General features: G+C 65.8%; 26 protein-coding genes. All 26 read left to right on the top strand.

What is annotated here, in order from left to right:
• Nucleotides 1-29: 29 nt before the first annotated feature.
• The 26 genes from KF707C_RS20265 to flhB all read left to right on the top strand — a co-directional run bounded on the left by KF707C_RS20265 (nt 30) and on the right by flhB (nt 23,050).
• Nucleotides 30-395: a flagellar protein FlaG gene (locus tag KF707C_RS20265; protein ID WP_003456963.1), complete on the top strand. Its 366-nt coding sequence runs from the start codon at nt 30-32 to the stop codon at nt 393-395.
• Nucleotides 396-485: 90 nt separating this feature from the next.
• Nucleotides 486-1,928, top strand: a complete 1,443-nt coding sequence (gene fliD, locus KF707C_RS20260) for a flagellar filament capping protein FliD (RefSeq protein ID WP_003456966.1) — start codon at nt 486-488, stop codon at nt 1,926-1,928.
• The gene (fliS, locus tag KF707C_RS20255) at nt 1,928-2,326 is read left to right on the top strand and encodes a flagellar export chaperone FliS (protein ID WP_003456968.1); all 399 of its coding nucleotides are present in this window, start codon (nt 1,928-1,930) and stop codon (nt 2,324-2,326) included. Before fliD ends, fliS (KF707C_RS20255) begins: the two co-directional genes overlap by 1 nt.
• 85 nt (nt 2,327-2,411) lie before the next feature.
• Nucleotides 2,412-2,792, top strand: coding sequence for a flagellar export chaperone FliS (gene fliS / locus KF707C_RS20250; protein WP_036994402.1), 381 nt, complete (start codon nt 2,412-2,414; stop codon nt 2,790-2,792).
• A gap of 29 nt (nt 2,793-2,821) precedes the next feature.
• Nucleotides 2,822-3,118 carry a flagellar protein FliT gene (locus tag KF707C_RS20245; protein WP_003456972.1) on the top strand — a complete coding sequence of 99 codons (297 nt, stop codon included), beginning with the start codon at nt 2,822-2,824 and terminating at the stop codon, nt 3,116-3,118.
• Between the two features lie 218 nt (nt 3,119-3,336).
• Nucleotides 3,337-4,809, top strand: coding sequence for a sigma-54 dependent transcriptional regulator (locus KF707C_RS20240; RefSeq protein WP_003456975.1), 1,473 nt, complete (start codon nt 3,337-3,339; stop codon nt 4,807-4,809).
• Between the two features lie 110 nt (nt 4,810-4,919).
• Nucleotides 4,920-6,125 (top strand): sensor histidine kinase, encoded by a 1,206-nt coding sequence (locus KF707C_RS20235; protein ID WP_003456977.1) that lies wholly within the window; start codon nt 4,920-4,922, stop codon nt 6,123-6,125.
• A gap of 6 nt (nt 6,126-6,131) precedes the next feature.
• Nucleotides 6,132-7,544, top strand: a complete 1,413-nt coding sequence (gene fleR / locus KF707C_RS20230; RefSeq protein WP_003456979.1) for a sigma-54-dependent response regulator transcription factor FleR — start codon at nt 6,132-6,134, stop codon at nt 7,542-7,544.
• A 131-nt stretch (nt 7,545-7,675) separates the two neighbouring features.
• On the top strand, nt 7,676-8,008 hold the full coding sequence (gene fliE / locus KF707C_RS20225) for a flagellar hook-basal body complex protein FliE (protein ID WP_003456981.1): 333 nt from the start codon (nt 7,676-7,678) through the stop codon (nt 8,006-8,008).
• A gap of 14 nt (nt 8,009-8,022) precedes the next feature.
• Nucleotides 8,023-9,804, top strand: a complete 1,782-nt coding sequence (gene fliF / locus KF707C_RS20220) for a flagellar basal-body MS-ring/collar protein FliF (RefSeq protein ID WP_003456983.1) — start codon at nt 8,023-8,025, stop codon at nt 9,802-9,804.
• On the top strand, nt 9,797-10,813 hold the full coding sequence (fliG, locus tag KF707C_RS20215) for a flagellar motor switch protein FliG (protein ID WP_003456985.1): 1,017 nt from the start codon (nt 9,797-9,799) through the stop codon (nt 10,811-10,813). Before fliF ends, fliG begins: the two co-directional genes overlap by 8 nt.
• 7 nt (nt 10,814-10,820) lie before the next feature.
• Nucleotides 10,821-11,612 (top strand): flagellar assembly protein FliH, encoded by a 792-nt coding sequence (gene fliH, locus KF707C_RS20210; RefSeq protein WP_003456987.1) that lies wholly within the window; start codon nt 10,821-10,823, stop codon nt 11,610-11,612.
• Nucleotides 11,602-12,954, top strand: a complete 1,353-nt coding sequence (gene fliI, locus KF707C_RS20205) for a flagellar protein export ATPase FliI (protein ID WP_003456989.1) — start codon at nt 11,602-11,604, stop codon at nt 12,952-12,954. Before fliH ends, fliI begins: the two co-directional genes overlap by 11 nt.
• Nucleotides 12,955-12,960: 6 nt before the next feature.
• Nucleotides 12,961-13,407 carry a flagellar export protein FliJ gene (fliJ, locus tag KF707C_RS20200; protein WP_003456992.1) on the top strand — a complete coding sequence of 149 codons (447 nt, stop codon included), beginning with the start codon at nt 12,961-12,963 and terminating at the stop codon, nt 13,405-13,407.
• Between the two features lie 265 nt (nt 13,408-13,672).
• Nucleotides 13,673-13,978 (top strand): STAS domain-containing protein, encoded by a 306-nt coding sequence (locus KF707C_RS20195; protein WP_003456994.1) that lies wholly within the window; start codon nt 13,673-13,675, stop codon nt 13,976-13,978.
• An 11-nt stretch (nt 13,979-13,989) separates the two neighbouring features.
• The gene (locus KF707C_RS20190) at nt 13,990-15,684 is read left to right on the top strand and encodes a fused response regulator/phosphatase (RefSeq protein ID WP_003456997.1); all 1,695 of its coding nucleotides are present in this window, start codon (nt 13,990-13,992) and stop codon (nt 15,682-15,684) included.
• Between the two features lie 32 nt (nt 15,685-15,716).
• The gene (locus KF707C_RS20185; RefSeq protein WP_003456999.1) at nt 15,717-16,070 is read left to right on the top strand and encodes an Hpt domain-containing protein; all 354 of its coding nucleotides are present in this window, start codon (nt 15,717-15,719) and stop codon (nt 16,068-16,070) included.
• Nucleotides 16,071-16,139: 69 nt separating this feature from the next.
• Entirely contained in the window at nt 16,140-17,417 is a 1,278-nt protein-coding gene (locus KF707C_RS20180) for a flagellar hook-length control protein FliK (RefSeq protein WP_003457001.1), read from the top strand.
• A 185-nt stretch (nt 17,418-17,602) separates the two neighbouring features.
• A complete protein-coding gene (gene fliL / locus KF707C_RS20175) occupies nt 17,603-18,121 on the top strand; it encodes a flagellar basal body-associated protein FliL (RefSeq protein ID WP_003457003.1) in 519 nt (172 codons plus the stop codon).
• A gap of 13 nt (nt 18,122-18,134) precedes the next feature.
• The gene (gene fliM / locus KF707C_RS20170) at nt 18,135-19,106 is read left to right on the top strand and encodes a flagellar motor switch protein FliM (protein ID WP_003457005.1); all 972 of its coding nucleotides are present in this window, start codon (nt 18,135-18,137) and stop codon (nt 19,104-19,106) included.
• 42 nt (nt 19,107-19,148) lie between these two features.
• Nucleotides 19,149-19,613 (top strand): flagellar motor switch protein FliN, encoded by a 465-nt coding sequence (fliN, locus tag KF707C_RS20165; protein ID WP_003457007.1) that lies wholly within the window; start codon nt 19,149-19,151, stop codon nt 19,611-19,613.
• Nucleotides 19,614-19,616: 3 nt separating this feature from the next.
• Nucleotides 19,617-20,051 carry a flagellar biosynthetic protein FliO gene (gene fliO, locus KF707C_RS20160; RefSeq protein WP_003457009.1) on the top strand — a complete coding sequence of 145 codons (435 nt, stop codon included), beginning with the start codon at nt 19,617-19,619 and terminating at the stop codon, nt 20,049-20,051.
• The gene (fliP, locus tag KF707C_RS20155) at nt 20,051-20,800 is read left to right on the top strand and encodes a flagellar type III secretion system pore protein FliP (RefSeq protein ID WP_003457011.1); all 750 of its coding nucleotides are present in this window, start codon (nt 20,051-20,053) and stop codon (nt 20,798-20,800) included. The genes fliO and fliP overlap by 1 nt, the downstream gene beginning before the upstream one ends.
• 2 nt (nt 20,801-20,802) lie before the next feature.
• The gene (fliQ, locus tag KF707C_RS20150) at nt 20,803-21,072 is read left to right on the top strand and encodes a flagellar biosynthesis protein FliQ (RefSeq protein WP_003457013.1); all 270 of its coding nucleotides are present in this window, start codon (nt 20,803-20,805) and stop codon (nt 21,070-21,072) included.
• A 1-nt stretch (nt 21,073) separates the two neighbouring features.
• Nucleotides 21,074-21,850 carry a flagellar biosynthetic protein FliR gene (fliR, locus tag KF707C_RS20145; protein WP_003457014.1) on the top strand — a complete coding sequence of 259 codons (777 nt, stop codon included), beginning with the start codon at nt 21,074-21,076 and terminating at the stop codon, nt 21,848-21,850.
• 63 nt (nt 21,851-21,913) lie between these two features.
• On the top strand, nt 21,914-23,050 hold the full coding sequence (gene flhB / locus KF707C_RS20140; protein WP_003457015.1) for a flagellar biosynthesis protein FlhB: 1,137 nt from the start codon (nt 21,914-21,916) through the stop codon (nt 23,048-23,050).
• The last annotated feature ends 32 nt before the right edge of the window (nt 23,051-23,082 follow it).

Here is a 23,082-nt window from a genome sequence, read left to right as displayed (position 1 = left end):
CCCTTCTTGCCATTTGTGAGGTGAGCACGATGGATATCGGAATAGTCAATCTGACGAGCAAGGGCGTTAATGCGGCTCCCGTCGGCAGTGGCCAGGTCCGTGCTCCGGCGAAGCAGGAAAGTCCCGAGAAGGTCGGCGAGCAGGCACGACCGAAGTCCGAAAGTGAGGAGGACCGTGAGCCGGTTGTGGCGGCGGCTTCAAGCATTCAGGAGTTCGTCCAGAGCATTCGTCGCAACCTGAACTTCGACGTGGACGACAGCAGCGGGCGCGTGGTGGTGCAGGTAACCGATTCGGAATCCGGCGAGGTGATTCGGCAGATCCCCTCCGAGGATGCGCTGAAACTGGCCGAGAGCCTCTCGGAAATGCGCAGTCTGTTGTTCAAGGCGGAAGCCTGATAGCAGAAAGGCGCGTGCCGGATGGCACGTTTATTGATTGTCTCCTGGAGTAGTGGAGCAGGCGTCAGACGATTGGCGAGGTAATGGAAAATGGCGGGTATCACGGGACTTGGCACGGGCATGAACATCGACGAGATCGTGTCGGCCCTGGTGAATGCTGAAAAAGCGCCCAAGGCGGCTCAACTGGATCGTGTCGAGAAGGCCGCAACCTCGAAGTTCACCGCCCTCGGCCAGCTCAAGGGTGCCATCAGCGAATTCCAGACCGCGCTGAAGGACCTCAACTCCGCCGACCTCTTCTCCAAGCGCACGGCCAAGTCCAGCAATACCGACCTGGCCACTGTGACCGCTTCCAGCAAGGCCAGCTCCGGCAGCTACCAGGTGACCGTGGAGCGGCTCGCCACGGCCAGCAAGGTCGGGACTTCCACCTTCGCCAAGGACGCGACAACGGCCGTCGCCGGGACCCTGACCGTCAAGCTCGGCGCCGACGACCGCGGTGTTGACGTGCAGGTCGCCGCCGGCGCGACGCTGTCCGAGATCCGCGACAGCCTGAACACGGCGCTCAAGGACAAAGGCATCAGTGCCAACATCGTCAGCAACCCGGCGGACGGTTCCTCGCGCCTGGTGCTGAGTTCGAACACCACGGGTGACGGCGAGGACATCTATGTCCAGGCCTCGTCCGGGCTGGAGGCGTTCCGTATAGGCAGCTTCGCCGACAACGACCCGGCCTCCAGCCCTTCGGGCGCGCTGTCGGCGCTGGACAGCGCCAACGCGTCCAGCAGCGGCTACCTCACCCAGGCCCAGGACGCCCAGTTCACCATCGACGGGATCGCCCTGAGCAGCTCCAAGAACTCGGTTTCCGATGCGATTTCCGACGTGACCCTGAACCTGGTCGCGGCGGAGCCCGGCAAGAAGTTCACCGTCACGGTCGACCAGGACAACTCGTCGGTAAAGGCCAACGTCAAGAAATTCGTCGACGCCTACAACAAGATGCTGGGCGTGACCAAGAGCATCACCTCAGTCACCACCGTTACCGGCAGTGCGCCCGTGACCGGTGCGCTCGTGGGCGACGCCAGCGTGCGCAACCTGGTGTCCACCGTGCGCAACGAGCTGGTCAATCCCTCCGGTGAGAAGGGGGGTATCTCGATCCTTTCCGATCTGGGCATCACCACCCAGCAGGATGGCACGCTGAAGATCGACGACACCAAGCTCGACAAGGCCTTGAGCACCCAGTACGAGTCGGTCGCGAGCTATTTCACCGGCGATACCGGCCTGACCGCGCGCCTGAATGACAAATTGAGTGTCTACACCGAGTCCGGTGGCGTGCTGGCCCAGCGCCAGGACGGTCTGCAATCCACCCTCGATTCGGTCAAGGACCAGCGTACGCAACTCGACCTGCGCATCCAGAAGGTCCAGGCCCGTCTGTACGCCCAGTACAACGCCATGGATGCCCTCGTCGCCAGCCTCAACCAGACCAGCGACCGCATTGGCCAGGCGCTTTCCAACCTGCCTGGCGTCGTCAAGAAGAGCAGCTAATGGCCAACCCGATCGATACCTACAAGCAAGTCAAGACCAGCCAGGACGTCAGCCCCTACCGCGCGGTGCAGCTGTTGCTGGATGGCGCCCTGGAGCGCCTGTCCCTGGCGCGCCACGGACTGGAAACCGGCAATCCGGAAGTGCGCGGCATGGCGGTCGGCTCCACCCTCAGCATCATCGGCGTGCTCCAGGGGAGCCTGGACAGGCAGTTGGGCGGCGAGATCGCCGAGAACCTGGATGCGCTGTACGACTACATGACCCGGCGCCTTTCTCGGGTGGCGCTGGACAACTCGCCGCGTCCCATCGACGAGGTCGAGTCGTTGTTGCTGGAGATCAAGCAGGCCTGGGACGCGATTGGCCCCGAGGTGGCGGCGGCAGCGCCTGCGGAAATTTCCTGATTTCCGCAAAGGTGCGGGCTAAAGCTCTTGCCGGTACTGCCGATACCTCGTGTATCACAGCCCGATACACGAGCGAGAGCGAATCATGAATGCGATGGCGGCCCTCAAGCAGTACCAGTCCGTTAACACCAACGCTCAGATCATGGATGCCAGCCCGCACCGCCTGATCCAGATGTTGATGGAAGGCGGCCTCACCCGCCTGGCCCAGGCCCGTGGCGCCATCGAGCGCGGCCAGCTGGCACAGAAAGGCGAGCTGATCGGCAAGGCGATTGCTATCATCGGCGGCCTGCGCAACAGCCTGGACTTCGAGCAGGGCGGCGAGATCGCGCCCAACCTGGATGCGCTCTACGACTACATGGTCTCGCGACTGGTGGAAGCCAACCTGAAGAGCGATGCGGCCCTTGTGGACGAAGTGTCGGGATTGCTGCGCAACGTGAAAACCGGATGGGACGGTATCGCCCAGTGATGATCCCGGGTGGGGCAGGAGAGTTTCCAATGAATGCAACAGTCCAGCGTCTTGAAGCCACTGGCGCCGCCCTGCGCGAGGCGCTGTCCCGCCAGGATTGGGACGCCATCGGCCAACTTGACCAGCTCTGCCGCCAGGCCGTCGACGACGCCATGGTCGATGCCCTGGACGACACCGAGCAACTGGGCAACCGCATGCAGGATCTCCTGGCCCTGTATCGCGAGCTGGTGACGGTGTGCCAGGCTGAGCAACAGAGGGTTGCCGGTGAGCTGATCCAGCTGAACCAGGCCCAGCAGGGTGCGAAAGTCTACAAACTGTTCGGCTGACCGCCAGGTGATTTCCATCTGCCAGTATCGCGGCCCCGAGCCGACAATCGTTTAGCTATTCCGTCGGCTCAACCAAAAAAAGCACGCCATAAAATTGACTCGGCAAGGGTTTTTCACTTTACTAGTGGCCAATTGCCGGGCAATCCTCCTCCAGGGATGCGCCGTCTCCCCATGCGCCGTGAATCGCGGCGTTCAGCCAAAAAAGCAAGAACCCGACAATGTGGCGTGAAACCAAAATTCTGCTGATCGACGACAACAGCGATCGCCGCCGTGATTTCGCGGTGATCCTGAGTTTCCTTGGGGAAGAGCACCTGTCCTGCAGCAGCCAGGACTGGCGTGACGCTACCGCCTCCCTTGGCGCCAGTCGTGACGTGCTGTGCGTCATGCTGGGCGAGGTGAATGCCAAGGGCGGTGCGCTGGAGCTCATCAAGCAACTGCTGGTCTGGGACGAGTTCCTGCCGGTGTTGCTGATTGGCGATCAGGTCCAGGCGGACTGGCCGGAAGACCTGCGCCGCCGTCTCCTGGCCTACCTGGAGATGCCCCCGAGCTACAACAAGCTCCTCGACTCCCTGCACCGCGCCCAGGTCTACCGTGAAATGTACGACCATGCCCGCGAGCGTGGCCGTCAGCGCGAGCCCAACCTGTTCCGCAGCCTGGTGGGTACCAGCCGCGCCATCCAGCAGGTGCGGCAGATGATGCAGCAGGTGGCCGACACCGATGCCAGCGTGCTGATCCTCGGTGAGTCCGGAACCGGCAAGGAAGTGGTCGCGCGCAACCTTCACTACCATTCCAAGCGTCGCGAGGCGCCCTTCGTGCCGGTCAACTGTGGCGCGATTCCGGCCGAGCTGCTGGAAAGCGAGCTCTTCGGCCATGAGAAGGGGGCCTTCACCGGCGCCATCACCAGCCGGGCGGGGCGCTTCGAACTGGCCAACGGCGGCACCCTGTTCCTCGACGAAATCGGCGACATGCCGCTGCCCATGCAGGTCAAGCTGTTGCGTGTGCTGCAGGAGCGTACCTTCGAGCGCGTGGGCAGCAACAAGACCCAGAACGTCGACGTGCGCATCATCGCCGCCACCCACAAGAACCTCGAGCAGATGATCGAGGCCGGCAGCTTCCGTGAAGACCTCTACTACCGCCTCAACGTCTTCCCCATCGACATGGCGCCCCTGCGCGAACGTGTCGAGGACATCCCGCTGCTGATCAACGAGCTCATCTCGCGTATGGAGCACGAGAAGCGCGGCTCCATCCGCTTCAACTCCGCCGCCATCATGTCCCTGTGCAACCACGATTGGCCCGGCAACGTCCGCGAGCTGGCCAACCTGGTGGAGCGCATGGCCATCATGCACCCCTATGGCGTCATCGGCGTCAGCGAGCTGCCGAAGAAGTTCCGCCACGTGGATGATGAGGACGAGCACCTCAAGGCCAGCCTGCGGGAAGAGATCGAGGAGCGCTCGGCCATCGGCGCCGGTCTGCCGGGAGTCGCTTCGCCCGCGCTGTTGCCGCCCGAGGGGCTGGATCTCAAGGACTACCTCGGCAACCTGGAGCAGGGCCTGATCCAGCAGGCGCTGGACGATGCCTCCGGCGTCGTCGCCCGTGCCGCCGAGCGCCTGCGCATCCGCCGCACCACCCTGGTGGAGAAGATGCGCAAGTACGGCATGAGCCGTCGCGACGAGGAATTGGCGGAGGAATAACTCCGTTTTTATCAAGTCATTGATTCTAAAGGACTAAATTTTAGGCATGGGTATTGCTAGTACCTCCTCGACCGACCGTCTGCTGACGGTCGATGGAGCGAGAGAAGAGCATGAACCCAGTCGTCATCCCCGCGCAGAAAACGGACGTCATCCCCGCCGAGCAGGCCAGCCGCGAAGGCCTTGAGCAGGCTTTTTCGCTGTTCAACCAGATGTCCACGCAGCTCAGCGAGTCCTACAGCATGCTGGAGGCGCGGGTCACCGAGCTGAAGGGCCAGCTGGCCCTGGTCAGTGCCCAGCGGATGCAGGAGCTGGCCGAGAAGGAACGCCTGGCCAATCGCCTGCAGAGCGTCCTCGACCTGCTGCCCGGCGGCGTCATCGTGATCGACGGGCAGGGCGTGGTGCGCGAAGCCAACCCCGTGGCGCGCAGCCTGTTGGGTCAGCCGCTGGTGGGCATGCTCTGGCGCGAGGTCATCGCCCGCAACTTCGCGCCCCGCGAAGACGACGGTCATGAGATATCGCTGAAGGACGGGCGCCGCCTGTCCATCGCCATCCGTTCCCTGAATGGCGAGCCTGGCCAGTTGATCCTCCTCACCGACCTGACGGAAACCCGTCGCCTGCAGGATCAGCTCGCCCGTCACGAGCGACTTTCCGCCCTGGGCCGCATGGTCGCGTCCCTGGCCCATCAGATCCGCACCCCCCTGTCCGCCGCATTGCTCTATGCAGGTCACCTGAACCAGCAGGTGCTGCCGGCCGATCAGCAGCAGCGTTTCGCCGGGCGCCTGAAGGAACGCCTGCATGAGCTGGAGCACCAGGTCCGCGACATGCTGGTGTTCGCCCGTGGCGACCTGCCCTTGCCCGACCGCCTGGCGCCGTCGGCGCTCTTCGCCGCCCTGCGGGCCTCCGCGGAGACCCACCTGGAGGGCCGCAAGGTACGCTGGCAATGCGACTTCTCCCAGGGTGAGCTGCTGTGCAATCGAGACACCCTCGTCGGCGCGATGCTCAACCTGGTCGAAAACGCCTGTCAGGCCGCCAGCCGCGACCTGCGGCTGAAGGTCCATCTCTACCGACGCGGGTCGGACTTGCATCTCTGCATCAGTGACAACGGCCCGGGCATCGATGCCGCCACCCTGGCGCGCCTGGGCGAACCCTTCTTCACCACCAAGACCACCGGGACCGGCCTCGGGCTGGCCGTGGTCAAGGCGGTGGCGCGTGCCCACCGGGGCGAGTTGCGATTGCGCTCCCGCCTGGGTCGCGGCACCTGCGCCACCCTGGTTCTGCCGCTGATTCCCGCGGCGCATTCGGTTACACAGGAGTAAAGGACGATGACTGCCAAGATTCTGCTGGTCGAAGACGACCGCGCCCTGCGCGAGGCCCTGGCGGACACCCTGCTGATCGGCGGCTACGACTTCCGCGCCGTGGAGTGCGCCGAGGCGGCCCTGGTGGCCCTGGAGGAGGAGGCCTTCGGCCTGATGGTGAGCGATGTCAACATGCCCGGCATGGATGGCCACCGTCTGCTGGGCATCGTCCGCCAGCGTTACCCGCAACTGCCGGTGCTGCTGATGACCGCCTTCGGCGCCGTCGAGCGGGCGGTCGAGGCCATGCGCCAGGGCGCGGCCGATTACCTGGTCAAGCCCTTCGAGCCCAACGTCCTGCTGGACCTGGTGGCTCGCCATGCCCTCGGGCGCATGAGCGTCGAGTCCCAGGACGGCCCCGTCGCCCTGGAGCCTGCAAGCCGCCAGTTGCTCGAACTGGCCGCCCGGGTGGCCCGCAGTGATTCCACCGTACTGATTTCCGGCGAGTCCGGGACCGGCAAGGAAGTGCTGGCCCAATACATCCACCAGCAGTCCGGGCGTGCCAAGGGGCCCTTCATCGCCATCAATTGCGCGGCCATCCCCGACAACATGCTGGAGGCCACCCTGTTCGGCCACGAGAAGGGGGCTTTCACCGGCGCCATCGCCAGTGCCCCGGGCAAGTTCGAACTGGCCGACGGCGGCACCCTCCTGCTGGACGAGATTTCCGAGATGCCCCTGGGGCTGCAGGCCAAGTTGCTCCGGGTCCTGCAGGAGCGGGAGGTGGAGCGGGTCGGCGGGCGTCGTCCCATCAGCCTGGATATCCGCGTGCTGGCCACCACCAACCGCGACCTGGCCGGAGAAGTGGCGGCGGGGCGCTTCCGAGAGGACCTCTACTACCGCCTCTCGGTCTTCCCCCTGGCGTGGCGCCCGTTGCGCGAGCGTCCGGCGGACATCCTGCCCCTGGCCGAGCGACTCCTGGCCAAGCACGTCAAAAAAATGAATCACGCCGCCGTGCGTTTCTCCGGCGAGGCCCAGGCCGCGCTCCTGGCCCACGCCTGGCCGGGTAACGTCCGCGAACTGGACAATGCCGTGCAGCGCGCGTTGATCCTCCAGCAGGGTGGGGTGATCCAGCCCCAGGACCTGTGTCTGGCCGCCCCTGTCGGCATGGCCCTGACGCCATCCATGGTCGCGCCGTGCCTGCATGCCGTTCCGTCGGTGGCGGTGCCGGTGCCGGTGGCGCCGGTGGCCGAAGCGCCGGGCGCCCTGGGCGACGACCTGCGCCGTCACGAGTTCCAGATGATCATCGACACCCTGCGTTCCGAGCGCGGTCGCCGCAAGGAGGCCGCCGAGCGCCTGGGGATCAGTCCTCGCACCCTGCGTTACAAGCTGGCCCAGATGCGTGATGCCGGCATGGACGTGGAGGCCTACCTCTACGCCAGCTGAGGCCGCGCGAAGCGCCATCAGGCTTTATTCCGTCCCATGGCATCAGTCCCAGAGCTCTTGGCACCCTTGTTGCAGATACCTCTTCAGCAAACCGCGTAGCGTCAAAAAATCGCGGCCGTTGGAGGAAAGTCATGAGTCAGGGTGTCGAATTCAATCGACTGATGCTGGAAATGCGTGCCATGCAAATGGATGCGATGGCACGCGCCAAACCCGTCCAGGTGGAGCAGCCGGCCGCCGCTGCGCCGAGCTTCGCCGACATGCTGGGCCAGGCCGTCAACAAGGTGGCGGCCAACCAGAAGGTGTCCAGCGAGATGGCGGCCGCCTTCGAAATGGGCCAGAAGGGCGTCGACCTCACCGACGTCATGATCGCGTCGCAGAAAGCCAGTGTGTCCTTCGAGGCCTTGACCCAGGTGCGTAACAAGCTGGTCCAGGCCTATCAGGACATCATGCAGATGCCGGTTTGAGGACGGATTGAGAAATGGCTGAAGCCGCTGTTGCCAAAGTGCCCGCCCATGCGGATGCCCCGGAAGAGAAGAAGCCGCTGTTCGGCCTGTCCTTCCTGGAAAACCTCTCGCAGATGAGCATGCTGCGCCAGGTCGGCCTGATGGTCGGTCTGGCCGCCAGCGTCGCCATCGGCTTCGCCGTGGTGCTCTGGTCCCAGCAGCCGGACTATCGCCCGCTCTACGGCAGCCTGTCCGGCATGGACGCCAACCAGGTGGTGGAAGCCCTGGGGGCGGCCGATATCCCCTACAAGATCGAGCCCAACTCCGGCGCCCTGCTGGTGAAGGCCGAGGACCTGGCCCGGGCCCGCCTGAAGCTCGCCGGGGCCGGCGTGGCGCCCAGTGACGGCAATGTCGGCTTCGAGATCCTCGACAAGGAGCAGGGCCTGGGCACCAGCCAGTTCATGGAAGCCACCCGCTATCGCCGCGGCCTGGAAGGCGAGCTGGCACGGACCGTGTCCAGCCTGAATAACGTCAAGGGCGCCCGCGTTCACCTGGCGATCCCGAAAAGCTCGGTCTTCGTCCGCGATGAGCGCAAGCCCAGCGCGTCCGTGCTGGTGGAACTCTATCCGGGGCGTACCCTGGAGCCGAGCCAGGTGATGGCCATCGTCAACCTGGTGGCCACCAGCGTCCCGGAACTGGACAAGTCCCAGGTCACGGTCGTCGACCAGAAGGGCAACCTGCTGTCCGACCAGCAGGAGCTGTCCGAACTGACCATGGCCGGCAAGCAGTTCGACTACACCCGGCGCATGGAAACCCTTTACACCCAGCGGGTGCACAGCATCCTGCAGCCGGTGCTGGGCAACGGCCGCTACAAGGCCGAAGTGTCCGCCGATGTGGATTTCAGCGCCGTCGAATCCACCTCCGAAATGTACAACCCGGACCAGCCGGCGCTGCGCAGCGAGCAGAAGGTCGCCGAGGAGCGCCAGAACAGCAGCGGTCCGCAGGGCGTGCCGGGCGCGTTGTCCAACCAGCCGCCGGCGCCGGGCGCCGCGCCCCAGCAGGCCACCGCCGCCGCGCCCGCCGGGGTGCAGCCGGGCCAGCCGCTGCTGGACGACAACGGCCAGCAGATCATCGACCCGGCCACCGGCAAGCCGATGCTGGCTCCCTATCCCACCGACAAGCGCGACCAGTCCACTCGCAACTACGAACTGGATCGCTCCATCAGCTACACCAAGCAGCAGCAGGGCCGCCTGCGCCGGCTCTCCGTCGCGGTGGTGCTGGACGACCAGGTGCGCGTCGACCCGCAGACCGGCGAAACCAGCCGGGTGCCCTGGACCGCCGACGAGATCGCGCGCTTCACCCGACTGGTGCAGGACTCGGTGGGCTACGACGCCAGCCGAGGCGACAGCGTCAGCGTGATCAACACGCCCTTCCTGGCGGACAACAGCGAGGAAGAGCTCGACATTCCCTTCTACACCCAACCCTGGTTCTGGGATGTGGTGAAGCAGGTGCTGGGCATCCTGTTCATCCTGGTGCTGGTGTTCGGCGTGCTTCGTCCGGTGCTGAACAACATCACCGGCACCGGAAAATCCAAGGAGCTGGCGGGTGGTCGTGACGGCGATGTCGACCTCGGCGAGATGGGCCTGTCCGGCGACCTGTCGGATGACCGCGTGAGCCTGGGCGGGCCGCAAAGCATTCTCCTGCCGAGCCCGAGTGACGGGTATGATGCGCAGCTCAACGCCATCAAGAACCTCGTGGCCGAGGATCCGGGCCGCGTCGCCCTGGTAGTCAAAGAGTGGATCAACGCCGATGAGTGACAACCGCGCTCCCGCCAAGCTGACCAAGGTCGACAAGGCCGCCATTCTCCTGCTCTCCCTGGGTGAGACCGATGCCGCCCAGGTGCTCCGTCACATGGGGCCCAAGGAAGTGCAGCGCGTGGGCGTCGCCATGGCGCAGATGCGCAACGTCCACCGCGAGCAGGTGGAGCAGGTGATGGGCGAGTTCGTCGAGATGGTCGGCGACCAGACCAGCCTGGGCGTGGGTGCCGACGGCTACATCCGCAAGATGCTCACCCAGGCCCTGGGCGAGGACAAGGCCAACAACCTGATCGACCGCATCCTGCTGGGCGGCAGCACCAGTGGCCTGGACAGCCTCAAGTGGATGGAGCCGCGCGCCGTGGCCGATGTCATCCGCTACGAGCACCCGCAGATCCAGGCCATCGTGGTCGCCTACCTGGACCCGGACCAGGCCGGTGAAGTGCTCAGCCACTTCGATCACAAGGTGCGGCTGGACATCATCCTGCGCGTGTCTTCGTTGAACACCGTGCAACCCTCGGCGCTCAAGGAGCTGAACCTGATCCTCGAGAAGCAGTTCGCCGGCAACGCCAGCACCACCCGCACCACCATGGGCGGCGTGAAGCGCGCGGCGGACATCATGAACTTCCTCGACAGCTCGGTGGAGGGCCAGCTCATGGACTCCATCCGAGAGGTGGACGAGGACCTGTCGTCGCAGATCGAGGACCTGATGTTCGTCTTCGACAACCTGGCCGACGTGGACGATCGCGGCATCCAGGCGTTGCTGCGGGAGGTGTCCTCGGACGTGCTGGTGCTGGCCCTCAAGGGTGCCGACGACGCCATCAAGGAAAAGGTCTTCAAGAACATGTCCAAGCGGGCGGCCGAGCTGCTGCGCGACGACCTGGAAGCCAGGGGGCCGGTCCGCGTCAGCGACGTGGAGACCGCGCAGAAGGAAATCCTCACCATCGCCCGCCGCATGGCCGAAGCCGGGGAAATCGTCCTCGGTGGCAAGGGCGGCGAAGAAATGATCTGAGGCATCCATGGCCAGCAAGGAATCGGCAAGCGAACTGATTCGCGCCAAGGACGCCAACGCGTTCGACCGTTGGTCCCTGCCCAGTTTCGATCCGGATGCCCCGGAACCCGAGGTGGCGGAGCCCGAGGTGCAACAGGTGGCTCCCGAGCCGGAGCCGCAGATCGAGGAGGTCCCGGTCGAGGACGTCAAGCCGCTGACGCTGGACGAGCTCGAAGCCATTCGCCAGGACGCCTACAACGAGGGTTTCGCCACGGGCGAGCGGGACGGTTTCCATGCCGGCCAGCTCAAGGCCCGCCAGGAAGCCGACGCGGCGCTCGCCGCGCGACTGGCCCAGCTGGAGACCCTGATGGCCCAGTTGCTGGAGCCCATCGCCGAGCAGGACCGGCAGATCGAGGAGTCCCTGGTCCACCTCACCAGCCTCATCACCCGCCAGGTGATCCAGCGCGAACTGCGCCTGGACTCCAGCCAGATCCGCCATGTCCTGCGCGAAGCGCTGAAGCTGCTGCCCATGGGCGCCGGCAACGTGCGCATCCACGTCAACCCGCAGGACTTCGAGCAGGTGAAGGCCCTGCGGGAGCGTCACGAGGAAAGCTGGCGCATCCTCGAAGACGAGGCGCTGGAACCGGGCGGCTGTCGTGTCGAGACCGAGCACTCGCGCATCGACGCCAGCATCGAGACCCGACTCAACCAGGCCATGAAGCAACTCTTCGAGCAGCAGCGCGAACAGAAGGTCCATCCGCCGGCGGCGGATCGGGTAGTCGACCTGGACGCCCTGGAGCCTCCCCGCGATGCGAATTGAGCGCACCAGTTTCGCCAAGCGCCTGGCGGGCTATGACGACGTGATCCAACTGCCGGACCAGCCCGTCGTCGAGGGCCGCCTGCTGCGCATGGTGGGCCTGACCCTCGAGGCCGAGGGCCTGCGCGCGCCCGTGGGCAGCCGTTGCCTGGTGATCAACGACGACAGCTACCACCCGGTGCAGGTGGAAGCCGAAGTGATGGGGTTCTCGGGTAGCAAGATCTACCTGATGCCCGTGGGCAGCCTCTCCGGCATCGCCCCGGGCGCCCGTGTGGTGCCCTTGCCGGATACCGGACGGCTGCCCATGGGCATGTCCATGCTCGGCCGTGTGCTGGACGGCGCCGGCCGCGCCCTGGATGGCAAGGGCGGCATGAAGGCCGAGGACTGGGTGCCCATGGACGGTCCCACCATCAACCCGCTGAAGCGGCATCCCATCAGCGAGCCGCTGGACGTGGGCATCCGTTCCATCAACGCGCTGCTCACCGTTGGCCGCGGCCAGCGCCTGGGCCTGTTCGCCGGCACCGGCGTGGGCAAGAGCGTGCTGCTCGGCATGATGACCCGCTTCACCAAGGCGGACATCATCGTGGTGGGCCTGATCGGCGAGCGGGGTCGTGAGGTGAAGGAGTTCATCGAGCATATCCTCGGCGAAGAGGGCCTCAAGCGATCCGTGGTGGTGGCGTCCCCGGCGGACGACGCGCCACTCATGCGCCTGCGCGCCGCCATGTACTGCACCCGTATCGCCGAATACTTCCGCGACAAGGGCAAGAACGTGCTCCTGCTGATGGATTCCCTGACCCGGTTCGCCCAGGCCCAGCGCGAGATCGCTCTCGCCATCGGCGAGCCGCCGGCCACCAAGGGCTATCCGCCGTCGGTATTCGCCAAGCTGCCGAAGCTGGTGGAGCGCGCCGGCAACGCGGAGGCCGGCGGGGGCTCGATCACCGCGTTCTACACCGTACTCTCCGAGGGCGATGACCAGCAGGACCCCATCGCCGACTCCGCGCGGGGCGTCCTTGACGGCCACTTCGTGCTCTCCCGGCGCCTCGCCGAGGAAGGGCACTATCCGGCCATCGACATCGAGGCCTCCATCAGCCGGGTGATGCCCCAGGTGGTCAGCCCCGGGCACATGAAGCTGGCCCAGCGTTTCAAGCAGCTCTGGTCCCGCTACCAGCAGAGCCGCGATCTCATCAGCGTGGGGGCCTATGTCGCCGGTGGCGACCCCGACACCGATCTGGCCATCGCCCGTCAACCGACCATGAGCGCCTTCCTGCGCCAGGCCCTGGACGAGAGCGAGAGCCTGGAACAGAGCGCCCAGCGCCTGGCTTCCAGCCTGGGCGTCCAGGGCTGATAGCCGATGTCCCGCAGTCGCGCGGCGCGCCTGGCGCCGGTGGTGGAAATGGCCGAGCGCGATGAGCGCGAGGCTGCACGGCTGCTCGGTCGTTGCCAGGGCCTGCTGTCCCAGGCGGAGGTCAAGCTGGGAGAGCTGGAGCGGTATCGCGCCGATTACCAGCAGCAATGGATCGACGAGGGGCGTCGCGGCGTTTCCGGCCAGTGGCTGATGAACTACCAGCGCTTCCTGTCGCAGCTGGAATCGGCCATCGGCCAGCAGGCCCAGAGCGTCAAATGGCACCGGGACAACCTCGACAAGGCGCGCGCCGCCTGGCAACAGCGTCATGCCCGCCTGGAAGGCTTGCGCAAGCTGGTGCAGCGCTACCTGGACGAAGCCCGTGCCGTCGAGGACAAGCGCGAGCAGAAGCTGCTGGACGAACTGGTGCAGCGCCTGCCCGGCAGAAACCCCTAGGAGCCGGCTTGCCGGCGAATCGTGCGGGCAGGTACGCGAGCAAGCTCGCTCCTGCGGGGCACGGTGGGTGTAGGAGCCGGCTTGCCGGCGAATGGGCCGGCGTGCTTCGCGGGCGAGCCCGATCCACCGGGCGTGGTGTCTGCGCATAAGCGAATTCATCTCAGAACCATAAATTCTCGTGCGGCGCGGCTTTCCAGTTGCCCGGCATCGATGCGGGTGCTAAATCTTCAGCACGCGTTTTCCGAACTTGATCAAGGAGCTATGCATGGCCATCACCTCGATGCCCACCGACGATGGGCAGGAGCTGACCATCACCATTCAGGGACGATTCGATTTCGGCGCCCACCAGGAGTTTCGCGACGCCTACGAGCGCGTCAATTTCACGCCCAAGCGCTATGTCGTCGACCTCAAGGGCACCACTTACCTGGACAGTTCGGCCCTCGGCATGCTGCTGCTGCTGCGGGACCACGCCGGCGGAGAGCGGGCGCAGATCCGCCTTACCAACTGCAACCCCGACGTTCGCAAGATCCTGGCCATTTCCAACTTCGAACAACTGTTCCAGATCGCTTGAGGTGCGCTGAGATGCCGGCGCCGCTGACGATCCTGATCGCCGAGGACAACGCAGCGGACCGGCTGCTGCTGTCCACCATCGTCAACCGCCAGGGCCATCGTGCCATTACCGCGGCCAATGGCCGGGAGGCGGTGTCGCTGTTCCAGCGGGAACAGCCGCAGCTGGTGCTGATGGATGCCCTGATGCCGGAGATGGACGGTTTCGAAGCCGCCCGGCGCATCAAGCAACTGGCCGGCGAGGCCCTGGTCCCCATCATCTTCCTGACCTCCCTCACGGAGAACGAGGCCCTGGTGCGCTGCCTGGAGGCAGGCGGCGATGATTTTCTCGCCAAGCCCTACAACCGGGTGATCCTCGAGGCCAAGATCAAGGCCCTGGACCGGCTGCGCCGGCTGCAGGACACCGTGCTCCAGCAGCGCGACCTGATCGCCCGGCATAACGAGCACCTGGTCACCGAGCAGCGTGTGGCCAAGGCGGTGTTCGACAAGGTGGCGCACTCCGGCTGCCTGAGCGCGCCCAATATCCGTTACCTGCAGTCGCCCTACGCGCTATTCAACGGCGACCTGCTGCTGGCGGCCTACAAGCCCTCGGGCGGGATGCATGTGCTGCTGGGAGACTTCACCGGCCACGGCCTGCCGGCCGCCATTGGCGCCATGCCCCTGGCGGAGGTCTTCTACGGCATGACCGCCAAGGGCTATGCCATGGTGGACATCCTGCGGGAGATGAACGCCAAGCTGAAACGCATCCTCCCGGTCGGCGTCTTCTGCTGCGCCACCTTCCTCAACCTCAGTTTCCAGCGGCGTCTGGTCGAGGTCTGGAATGGTGGACTGCCGGATGGTTACCTGCGTCGCGCCGAGGGTGGCGAGCCGATCCGCCTGGTGTCCCGGCACCTGCCTCTCGGCGTGCTGGACCAGGGCAGTTTCAATGCCCATTTCGAGTCCTATCCGGTGGAGGCGGGCGACCGCATCCTCCTGGTGTCGGACGGCGTGCTGGAAACCCGCAACGACAACGACGAGCTGTTCGGTGACCAGCGGCTTCGCGCGGTGTTGGATACCACCGCCGATGGCAACCGGGTATTCGATGAGATCCAGCTGGCCCTGAGCGCGTTTCGCGGGCATGCCCAGGACGATGTCAGCATGATCGAGGTGTGCATGCTGGAGGAGGTCACCGAGCGCGCCAAGCTGGCCTTCACCGACAGCGGCCAGGCCAGTCCGCTGGACTGGTCCGCCTCGTTCGAATTCCGTGCCCAGACCCTCAAGCGCTTCAATCCGCTGCCCTTCCTGCTGCAATTGCTGCTGGAGGTCCAGGGCCTGCGGGACCAGGGCGGGGCGCTCTACACCGTGCTGGCCGAGCTCTACTCCAACGCCCTCGAGCACGGCGTGCTGGGCCTGGACTCTTCGCTCAAGCGCGATGCCGAGGGGTTCGCGCGCTACTACCGGGAGCGCAGCGAACGCCTGGCGTCCCTGGAAGCCGGCTACGTGCGCTTTCACCTGGAGCTGATCCCGGAGGGGCGGGGAGGGCGCTTGCGGGTGCAGGTCCAGGACAGCGGCGGGGGGTTCGACCTTGAGGATGTGCTGGCCAGGCGACCAGCGGTGGAATGCTTCAGCGGCCGGGGACTGGCCCTGGTGAGCCAGCTTGCCGCGCGGTGCGAGCCGGCCGAGGACGGCAATGGCATTCACGTGGAGTTTCGCTGGCCCAGTCAGGCATAATTTTCGGGCGTTCAGTTCAGGGAGTGACGAATTTGTCCGATAGCCCGCTCGACCACGCCGTGCTTTCCGCCCTGCATGAAGTCATGGAGGAAGAGTTCGTGGTATTGCTGGATACCTTTCTGGCGGACTCCCAGGAGCGTCTCCGGCAGATCCGCCAGGCCCTGGCCGACGGCGACAGCCAGGCCATGCGCCTGGCGGCCCACAGCTTCAAGGGCAGTTGCAGCAACATGGGCGCGCCCCTGCTGGCCGGCCTGTGCAAACAGCTGGAAGACCTTGCGCAACGCGGGCAGCTCGCCAGTGCGCCGGCCCTGGTCGAGCAGATCGAGGCGGCGTTCCTCGTCGTCCACGACCTGCTTCAGGATGAGCGCCGCGGCCTGACCCGCTGAGCTCGGTCGATATTCTGGCCCGACCCTTGCAATCCCCCTGGCACGAACCAACCCGAGCGGAGAGTGCCCATGCCCGTTGCCCCCGATCTGCTTCTCCAGGCCCGGCCTGACGTGAAGCCGAAAGCACCGGCCGCAAAAGCCCCGGAAAAACCGGCGGAAGCCAGCAAGGGCGAGGCGTCCAGCTTTGCCCAGATGTATGCGAAGGAGCGCCAGGCGAAAGCCGTCGAGCGCAATGAAGCGGAGGCCAGACAGGCCAGGAGCAAGGACGGCGAGGCGGCAAGGACTGACCCGCCGGCGGCAGCACCCGGTTCCGACGAGCCCGGGGTTGCCGATAGCGGCAAGCCCTTGCCGGCCGACGAGAGCGACACCCGCAAGGCCGAGGGCGAAACGGTCATGGACCCGTTGCTGATGATGGCGATGAACGGCCAGTTGCTGGCTGACGAGGCGCAAGCGCCCGCAGTGGACGCGGGGGACGACCTGGCCACCCTGACCGTGGCGCCGCCGGTACAGAGCGCCGCGCCCGCGACCCTGAGCGAGGCCAGCCTCGATCCGGACCTGGACCAGCTGAACCAGATGCCGGCGGTGAAAATGGCCCTGCAGCAAGGGGCGCAGGCCGCCCAGCAGGTGCAGAACCTCGCCCAGGCCAACCAGGCCGCTCCCACCGCTGACCAGGACTTCGCCAGTGCCCTGGCCGCCTTCGCCGACCAGCCCGTCGAGGGCGGCGAGGGCGAGCTGGAGGCGAGCCTTGCCTCCGCCGAGCTGTCGGGCGAAGTGGCCGAAGGCCTGGGCGAGAGCAAGGGCGATGTGCGCAACGAGCTGCTGGCCAACCGCCTGAACGCCCTGAGCCAGGCCATCAGCCCGCAGGCGTTGCAGGCGCAGCGGACGCCGACGCTGGTCCCCGGCCAGCCGGTGGCGGTGAACCAGGGTGGGTTCAGCGAAGCCGTGGTGGATCGGGTGATGTGGCTGTCCAGCCAGAACCTCAAGTCCGCCGAGATCCAGCTCGATCCGCAGGAACTGGGGCGCCTGGAAGTGCGGGTGCACATGACCCAGGACCAGGCCCAGGTGACCTTCGCCAGCCCCAACGCCAACGTCCGCGACGCCCTGGAAGGACAGATGCACCGGCTGCGGGAGATGTTCGCCCAGCAGGGCATGAACCAGTTGGACGTCAACGTCTCCGACCAATCGCTCAATCGTGGCTGGCAGGGCGCCGGCGGCGAGGCCGAGCGCCGTGGTGGCGGTCGGGGTGATTTCGGCGGTGGCGGCGACGAAGAGGTGACGGTCAGCCACAGCGAGATCCGTGCGACCGGCAGCGGTGGCGGCCGCGGGCTGGTGGATTTCTACGCCTGACGCCCCCGCGCTATCCATCCCTCTCCCGCCCGGGAGAGGGAACCCCGTGACAGCCGCCCCCCGAGGCTGGTATATCCGCACCCCGAAAGCCGCGCCCGGCCTGCGAGAGTCCGGTCGGCTGGCATGACACTTGCTCACTCCCCAGGAAATGGGCGGCGATCCCCGCCCGGTGACGGATTATTGGCATGGCAAAACAACAAGCGAAGGCACCGCCAGAGGGCGGCGCGCCGGCAGGCGGCAAGGGCAAGCTGAAGCTCATCATCCTCGGCGTGGTGGCCTTGCTGCTGGCGGTGGGGTTGTCGGTGGGCGCCACCTGGTTCTTCCTGAGTCGCGGCGACAAGGCCGAGGAGCCGGCCGAGGAAGCGGCCGCTGCGCCCACCAGGCAGCCGGCCATCTACCTGGATATGGCGCCGGCCTTCGTGGTGAACTTCAGCCAGAACGGCCGGCAGCGCTACATGCAGGTCAGCGTGGCCCTGATGGCGCGCGACCAGGCTCAACTGGATGCCCTCAAGGTGCATATGCCGGTGCTGCGCAACAAGCTGGTCATGCTCTTCTCCGGCCAGGGCTTCGAATCCCTGGTCACGCCGGTGGGCAAGGAGATGCTGCGTCAGCAGGCCACCGCCACGGTCCAGGAGCTGGCCAAGCAGGAAACCGGCGCGACCGTCGTCGAGCAGGTACTCTTCACCAACTTCGTTTTGCAGTAGGCAAGGTACGACCATGGCTGTTCAAGACCTGCTGTCCCAGGACGAGATCGACGCGCTGCTCCATGGCGTCGACGATGGCCTGGTTGAAACCGAGGCCGATTCCGATCCTGGCAGCGTCAAGAGCTATGACCTGACCAGTCAGGACCGCATCGTCCGGGGCCGCATGCCGACCCTGGAGATGATCAACGAGCGCTTCGCCCGCTATACCCGCATCAGCATGTTCAACCTGCTGCGCCGCTCGGCGGACGTGGCGGTGGGCGGGGTCCAGGTGATGAAGTTCGGCGAGTACGTCCATTCGCTGTACGTGCCCACCAGCCTCAACCTGGTGAAGATGAAGCCCCTGCGCGGCACCTGCCTGTTCATCCTCGACGCCAAGCTGGTGTTCAAGCTGGTGGACAACTTCTTCGGCGGCGATGGTCGCCACGCCAAGATCGAGGGGCGGGAGTTCACCCCCACCGAGTTGCGGGTGGTGCGCATGGTGCTTGACCAGGCCTTCGTCGACCTGGCCGAGGCCTGGCATGCGGTGCTCGACGTGAACTTCGAGTACATGAATTCGGAAGTGAACCCGGCCCTGGCGAACATCGTCAGCCCCAGCGAGGTGGTGGTGGTCTCCACCTTCCACATCGAACTGGACGGCGGTGGCGGCGACCTGCACATCACCCTGCCTTATTCGATGATCGAGCCGATCCGCGAGATGCTCGATGCCGGCTTCCAGTCCGATGTCGACGACCAGGACGAACGCTGGATCAAGGCCCTGCGCGAGGACATCCTCGATGTCAGCGTGCCCGTGGCCGCCACCGTGGTGCGTCGCCAGCTCAAGCTGCGGGACATCCTGCACATGCAGCCGGGTGACATCATCCCGGTGGAAATGCCCGAACACATGATCATGCGCGCCAATGGCGTGCCGGCCTTCAAGGCCAAGCTGGGGTCGCACAAGGGCAACCTGTCCCTGCAGATCCTGGAACCCATCGAACGCCAGCGCTGAGGGCGCGGCACCCCAGAATTCCGAGCCAGCCGAGGTCCACCGATGGCAATCGACGATACTCCCACTCCCGAAGAACAGGCCCTGGCCGACGAATGGGCCGCCGCCCTGGCGGAGGCCGATGACGCCAGCCAGGACGACATCGACGCGCTGATGAACCAGTCCGCTCCAGCCGCACCCAGTTCGCCGCGCGCACCCATGGAGGAGTTCGGTGCCGCGCCCAGGCCCAGCGGCCCGGTCAGCCTGGATGGCCCGAACCTGGACGTGATCCTGGATATCCCGGTGTCCATCTCCATGGAGGTGGGCAACACCGACATCACCATCCGCAACCTGCTGCAGTTGAACCAGGGCTCGGTGATCGAGCTGGATCGCCTGGCCGGCGAACCCCTGGACGTGCTGGTCAATGGCACCCTGATCGCCCACGGCGAGGTGGTGGTGGTGAACGAGAAGTTCGGCATTCGCCTGACCGACGTGATCAGCCCCAGCGAACGCATCAAGAAGCTGCGCTGACGCATGGGTCGCCTTCTTTTCTCGGGCCTGGCGCTCATGCCGCTGAGCGTCCTGGCCGCCGAATCCGCACCTGTCGCCCCCGTCCCGGCGGCCGTGCAGGTCGGCAGCGGCATGGCTGCGCAACTGGGCCAACTGGCCATCGGCCTGCTGCTGGTGGTGGGGCTGATCTTCCTCCTCGCCTGGCTGCTGCGCCGGGTGCAGCGGATGGCGCCCCGTGGCGGGCAGGTGATCAAGCTGGTGGCGACCCAGGCCCTCGGCCCCCGCGACCGGCTGGTGCTGGTGCAGGTGGGGGGCGAGCAGATCCTGCTGGGCCTCAGCGCCGGCCGCATCACCCCGCTTCATGTGCTCAAGGAGCCGGTGCACCTGGCAGACGCCCAGGCCGCCAGCCCGGAGTTCGCCCAACGCCTGATGGAACTGCTCGGCAAGGACAAGCATTGATGCCCCGCTTTCTGATCGCGCTGCTGCTGGCGCTGGCCGCGCCCCTGGCCCTGGGCGCCGACAACCCGCTGTCGATCCCGGCCATTACCCTGGGCACCAACCCGGAAGGGCAGCAGGAGTACTCGGTAAGCCTGCAGATCCTCCTGATCATGACGGCGCTGAGCTTCATCCCGGCCTTCGTCATGCTGATGACCAGCTTCACCCGGATCATCATCGTCTTCTCCATCCTGCGTCAGGCCCTGGGCCTGCAGCAGACGCCCTCGAACCAGATCCTCGTGGGGCTGGCGCTGTTCCTGACGATGTTCATCATGGCGCCGGTGTTCGACCGGGTGAACCGCGATGCCCTGCAGCCGTACCTCAATGAGCAGCTGTCGGCGCAGGACGCCCTGGCGAAGGCCGAGGTGCCGATCAAGGACTTCATGCTGGCCCAGACCCGCTCCAGCGACCTTGAGCTGTTCATGCGCCTGTCCAAGCGCACCGATATTCCCAGCCCCGAGGCGGCGCCCCTGACCATCCTGGTGCCGGCCTTCGTCACCTCGGAGCTGAAGACCGCGTTCCAGATCGGCTTCATGATCTTCATCCCCTTCCTGATCATCGACCTGGTGGTGGCGAGCGTGCTCATGGCCATGGGCATGATGATGCTCTCGCCGCTGATCATTTCCCTGCCGTTCAAGATCATGCTCTTCGTCCTGGTGGACGGTTGGGCGCTGATCATCGGCACCCTGGCCGGCAGCTTCGGAGGCGTCTAGCGATGACACCCGAGATTGCCGTCGACCTGTTCCGCGAGGCCCTCTGGCTGACCTGCCTGATCGTCGGCATCCTGGTGGTGCCGAGCCTGGTGGTGGGCCTGATCGTCGCCATGTTCCAGGCCGCCACCCAGATCAACGAGCAGACCCTGAGCTTCCTGCCTCGCCTTCTGGTGATGCTGGTGACGCTGATCTGGGCCGGCCCCTGGCTGACCCGCCAACTGATGGAGTACATCCAGACGCTCTATCAGAACATCCCCTTGTTGATCGGCTGACATGCTGGAGCTGAGCGATTCGCAGATCGGCGGCTGGGTGAGCAGCTTCGTCCTGCCGCTGTTCCGCATCGCCGCGCTACTGATGACCATGCCCATCATCGGTACCCAACTGGTGCCGACCCGGGTGCGCCTCTACCTGTCCCTGGCCATCGCCATGGTGCTGGTGCCGACGCTGCCCGCCATGCCCCAGGTGGAGGCCATCAGCCTGGGTTCGTTGCTGCTGGTGGCCGAGCAGATCATCATCGGCGCGCTGATGGGCTTCATCCTGCAGCTGTTCTTCCATGCCTTCGTGGTGGCGGGGCAGATCATCTCCATGCAGATGGGCCTTGGCTTCGCGTCCATGGTCGACCCCACCAACGGCGTTTCGGTGCCGGTGCTCGGCCAGTTCTACCTGATGCTGGTGACGCTGCTGTTCCTGGCCATGAATGGCCACCTGGTGGTGTTCGAGGTGCTGGCGGAAAGCTTCGTGACCCTGCCGGTGGGCGGCGGGCTGCTGGTCGACCATCACTGGGAGGTGGCCGGCAAGCTGGGCTGGGTGATGGGCGCGGGCCTGCTGCTGGCGCTGCCGGCCATCACCGCCCTGCTGGTGGTCAACCTCGCCTTCGGCGTGATGACCCGCGCGGCGCCCCAATTGAACATCTTCTCCATCGGCTTCCCGCTGACCCTGGCCCTGGGGCTGGTGATCGTCTGGATCGGCCTGGCCGATATCCTCGCCCAGTACCAGGTGCTGGCCAGTGATGCCCTGCAGCTCCTGCGCGAGCTGGTGAGGGCGAAATGAGCGCTTTTCTGAAGGCATCCCGGCTGCTGGAAAACGCAGCCTTGGCAACGCAGGTAGTTTTCCATGGCGGAAAGTGAGAGCGGGGCGGACAAGAGCGAGGAACCCACAGGCAAACGGTTGCAGGAGGCCCGCGACAAGGGCCAGATCGCCCGTTCCCGTGAGCTCAACACCCTGGTGGTGACCCTGGCGGGCGCTGGCGGCCTGCTGGCCACTGGCGGCGGCATGGCCGACATGCTGATGAAGCTGATGCGCTCCAACTTCGACCTGTCCCGCGCGGTGCTCATGGACGAGCGCAGCATGGGGCTGCTGCTGCTCTCATCGGGGAAGCTGGCGCTGGACGCGGTGATGCCGTTGCTGATCACCCTGCTCATCGTGTCCATCATCGGCCCGGTGTCCATGGGCGGCTTCCTGTTCTCCACCGAAGCCCTGATGCCCAAGTTCAGTCGGATGAATCCCCTGTCAGGCCTCAAGCGCATGTTCTCCCTGCATGCCCTGGCCGAGTTGCTCAAGGCCCTGGCCAAGTTCGGGCTGATCCTGCTGGTGGCCTTGCTGGTGCTGAACGCGGATCGCGACGATCTGCTGGCGATCGCCCACGAGCCGCTGGACATGGCCATTCTCCACAGCGTCCAGGTGGTGGGCTGGAGCGCCATCTGGCTGGCGTGCGGCCTGATCCTGATCGCTGCCGTGGACGTGCCGTTCCAGCTCTGGGACAACAAGCAGAAGCTGATGATGACCAAGCAGGAAGTGCGCGACGAGTACAAGGACTCCGAAGGCAAGCCCGAGGTGAAGTCGCGCATTCGGCGGTTGCAGCGGGAGATGGCCGAGCGGCGCATGATGGCCGCCGTGCCCCAGGCCGACGTGGTCATCACCAACCCCACCCACTTCGCCGTGGCGCTCAAGTACGACGCCGAGAAGGGCGGGGCGCCGGTGCTGCTGGCCAAGGGCAGCGACTTCACCGCGCTGAAGATTCGCGAGATCGCCCAGGACAGCAAGGTGACGGTGATGGAGTCGCCCGCGCTGGCCCGGGCGGTCTACTACTCCACCGAACTGGACCAGGAAATCCCCGCCGGCCTCTACCTGGCCGTGGCCCAGGTGCTGGCCTACGTCTATCAGCTCAAGCAGTTCCGCGCCGGCAAGGGCAAGCGTCCGACGCCGCTCAACGACCTGCCGATTCCGCCGGACCTGCGCCGCGACGAGTGAGGATCGGAATCGAACCCGCATCCTGCGAGGAC

The sequence above is a fragment of the Pseudomonas furukawaii genome, from assembly GCF_002355475.1.
In the GTDB taxonomy this organism is placed as follows: domain Bacteria; phylum Pseudomonadota; class Gammaproteobacteria; order Pseudomonadales; family Pseudomonadaceae; genus Metapseudomonas; species Metapseudomonas furukawaii.
This window is presented reverse-complemented; position numbering and strand designations above follow the sequence as displayed.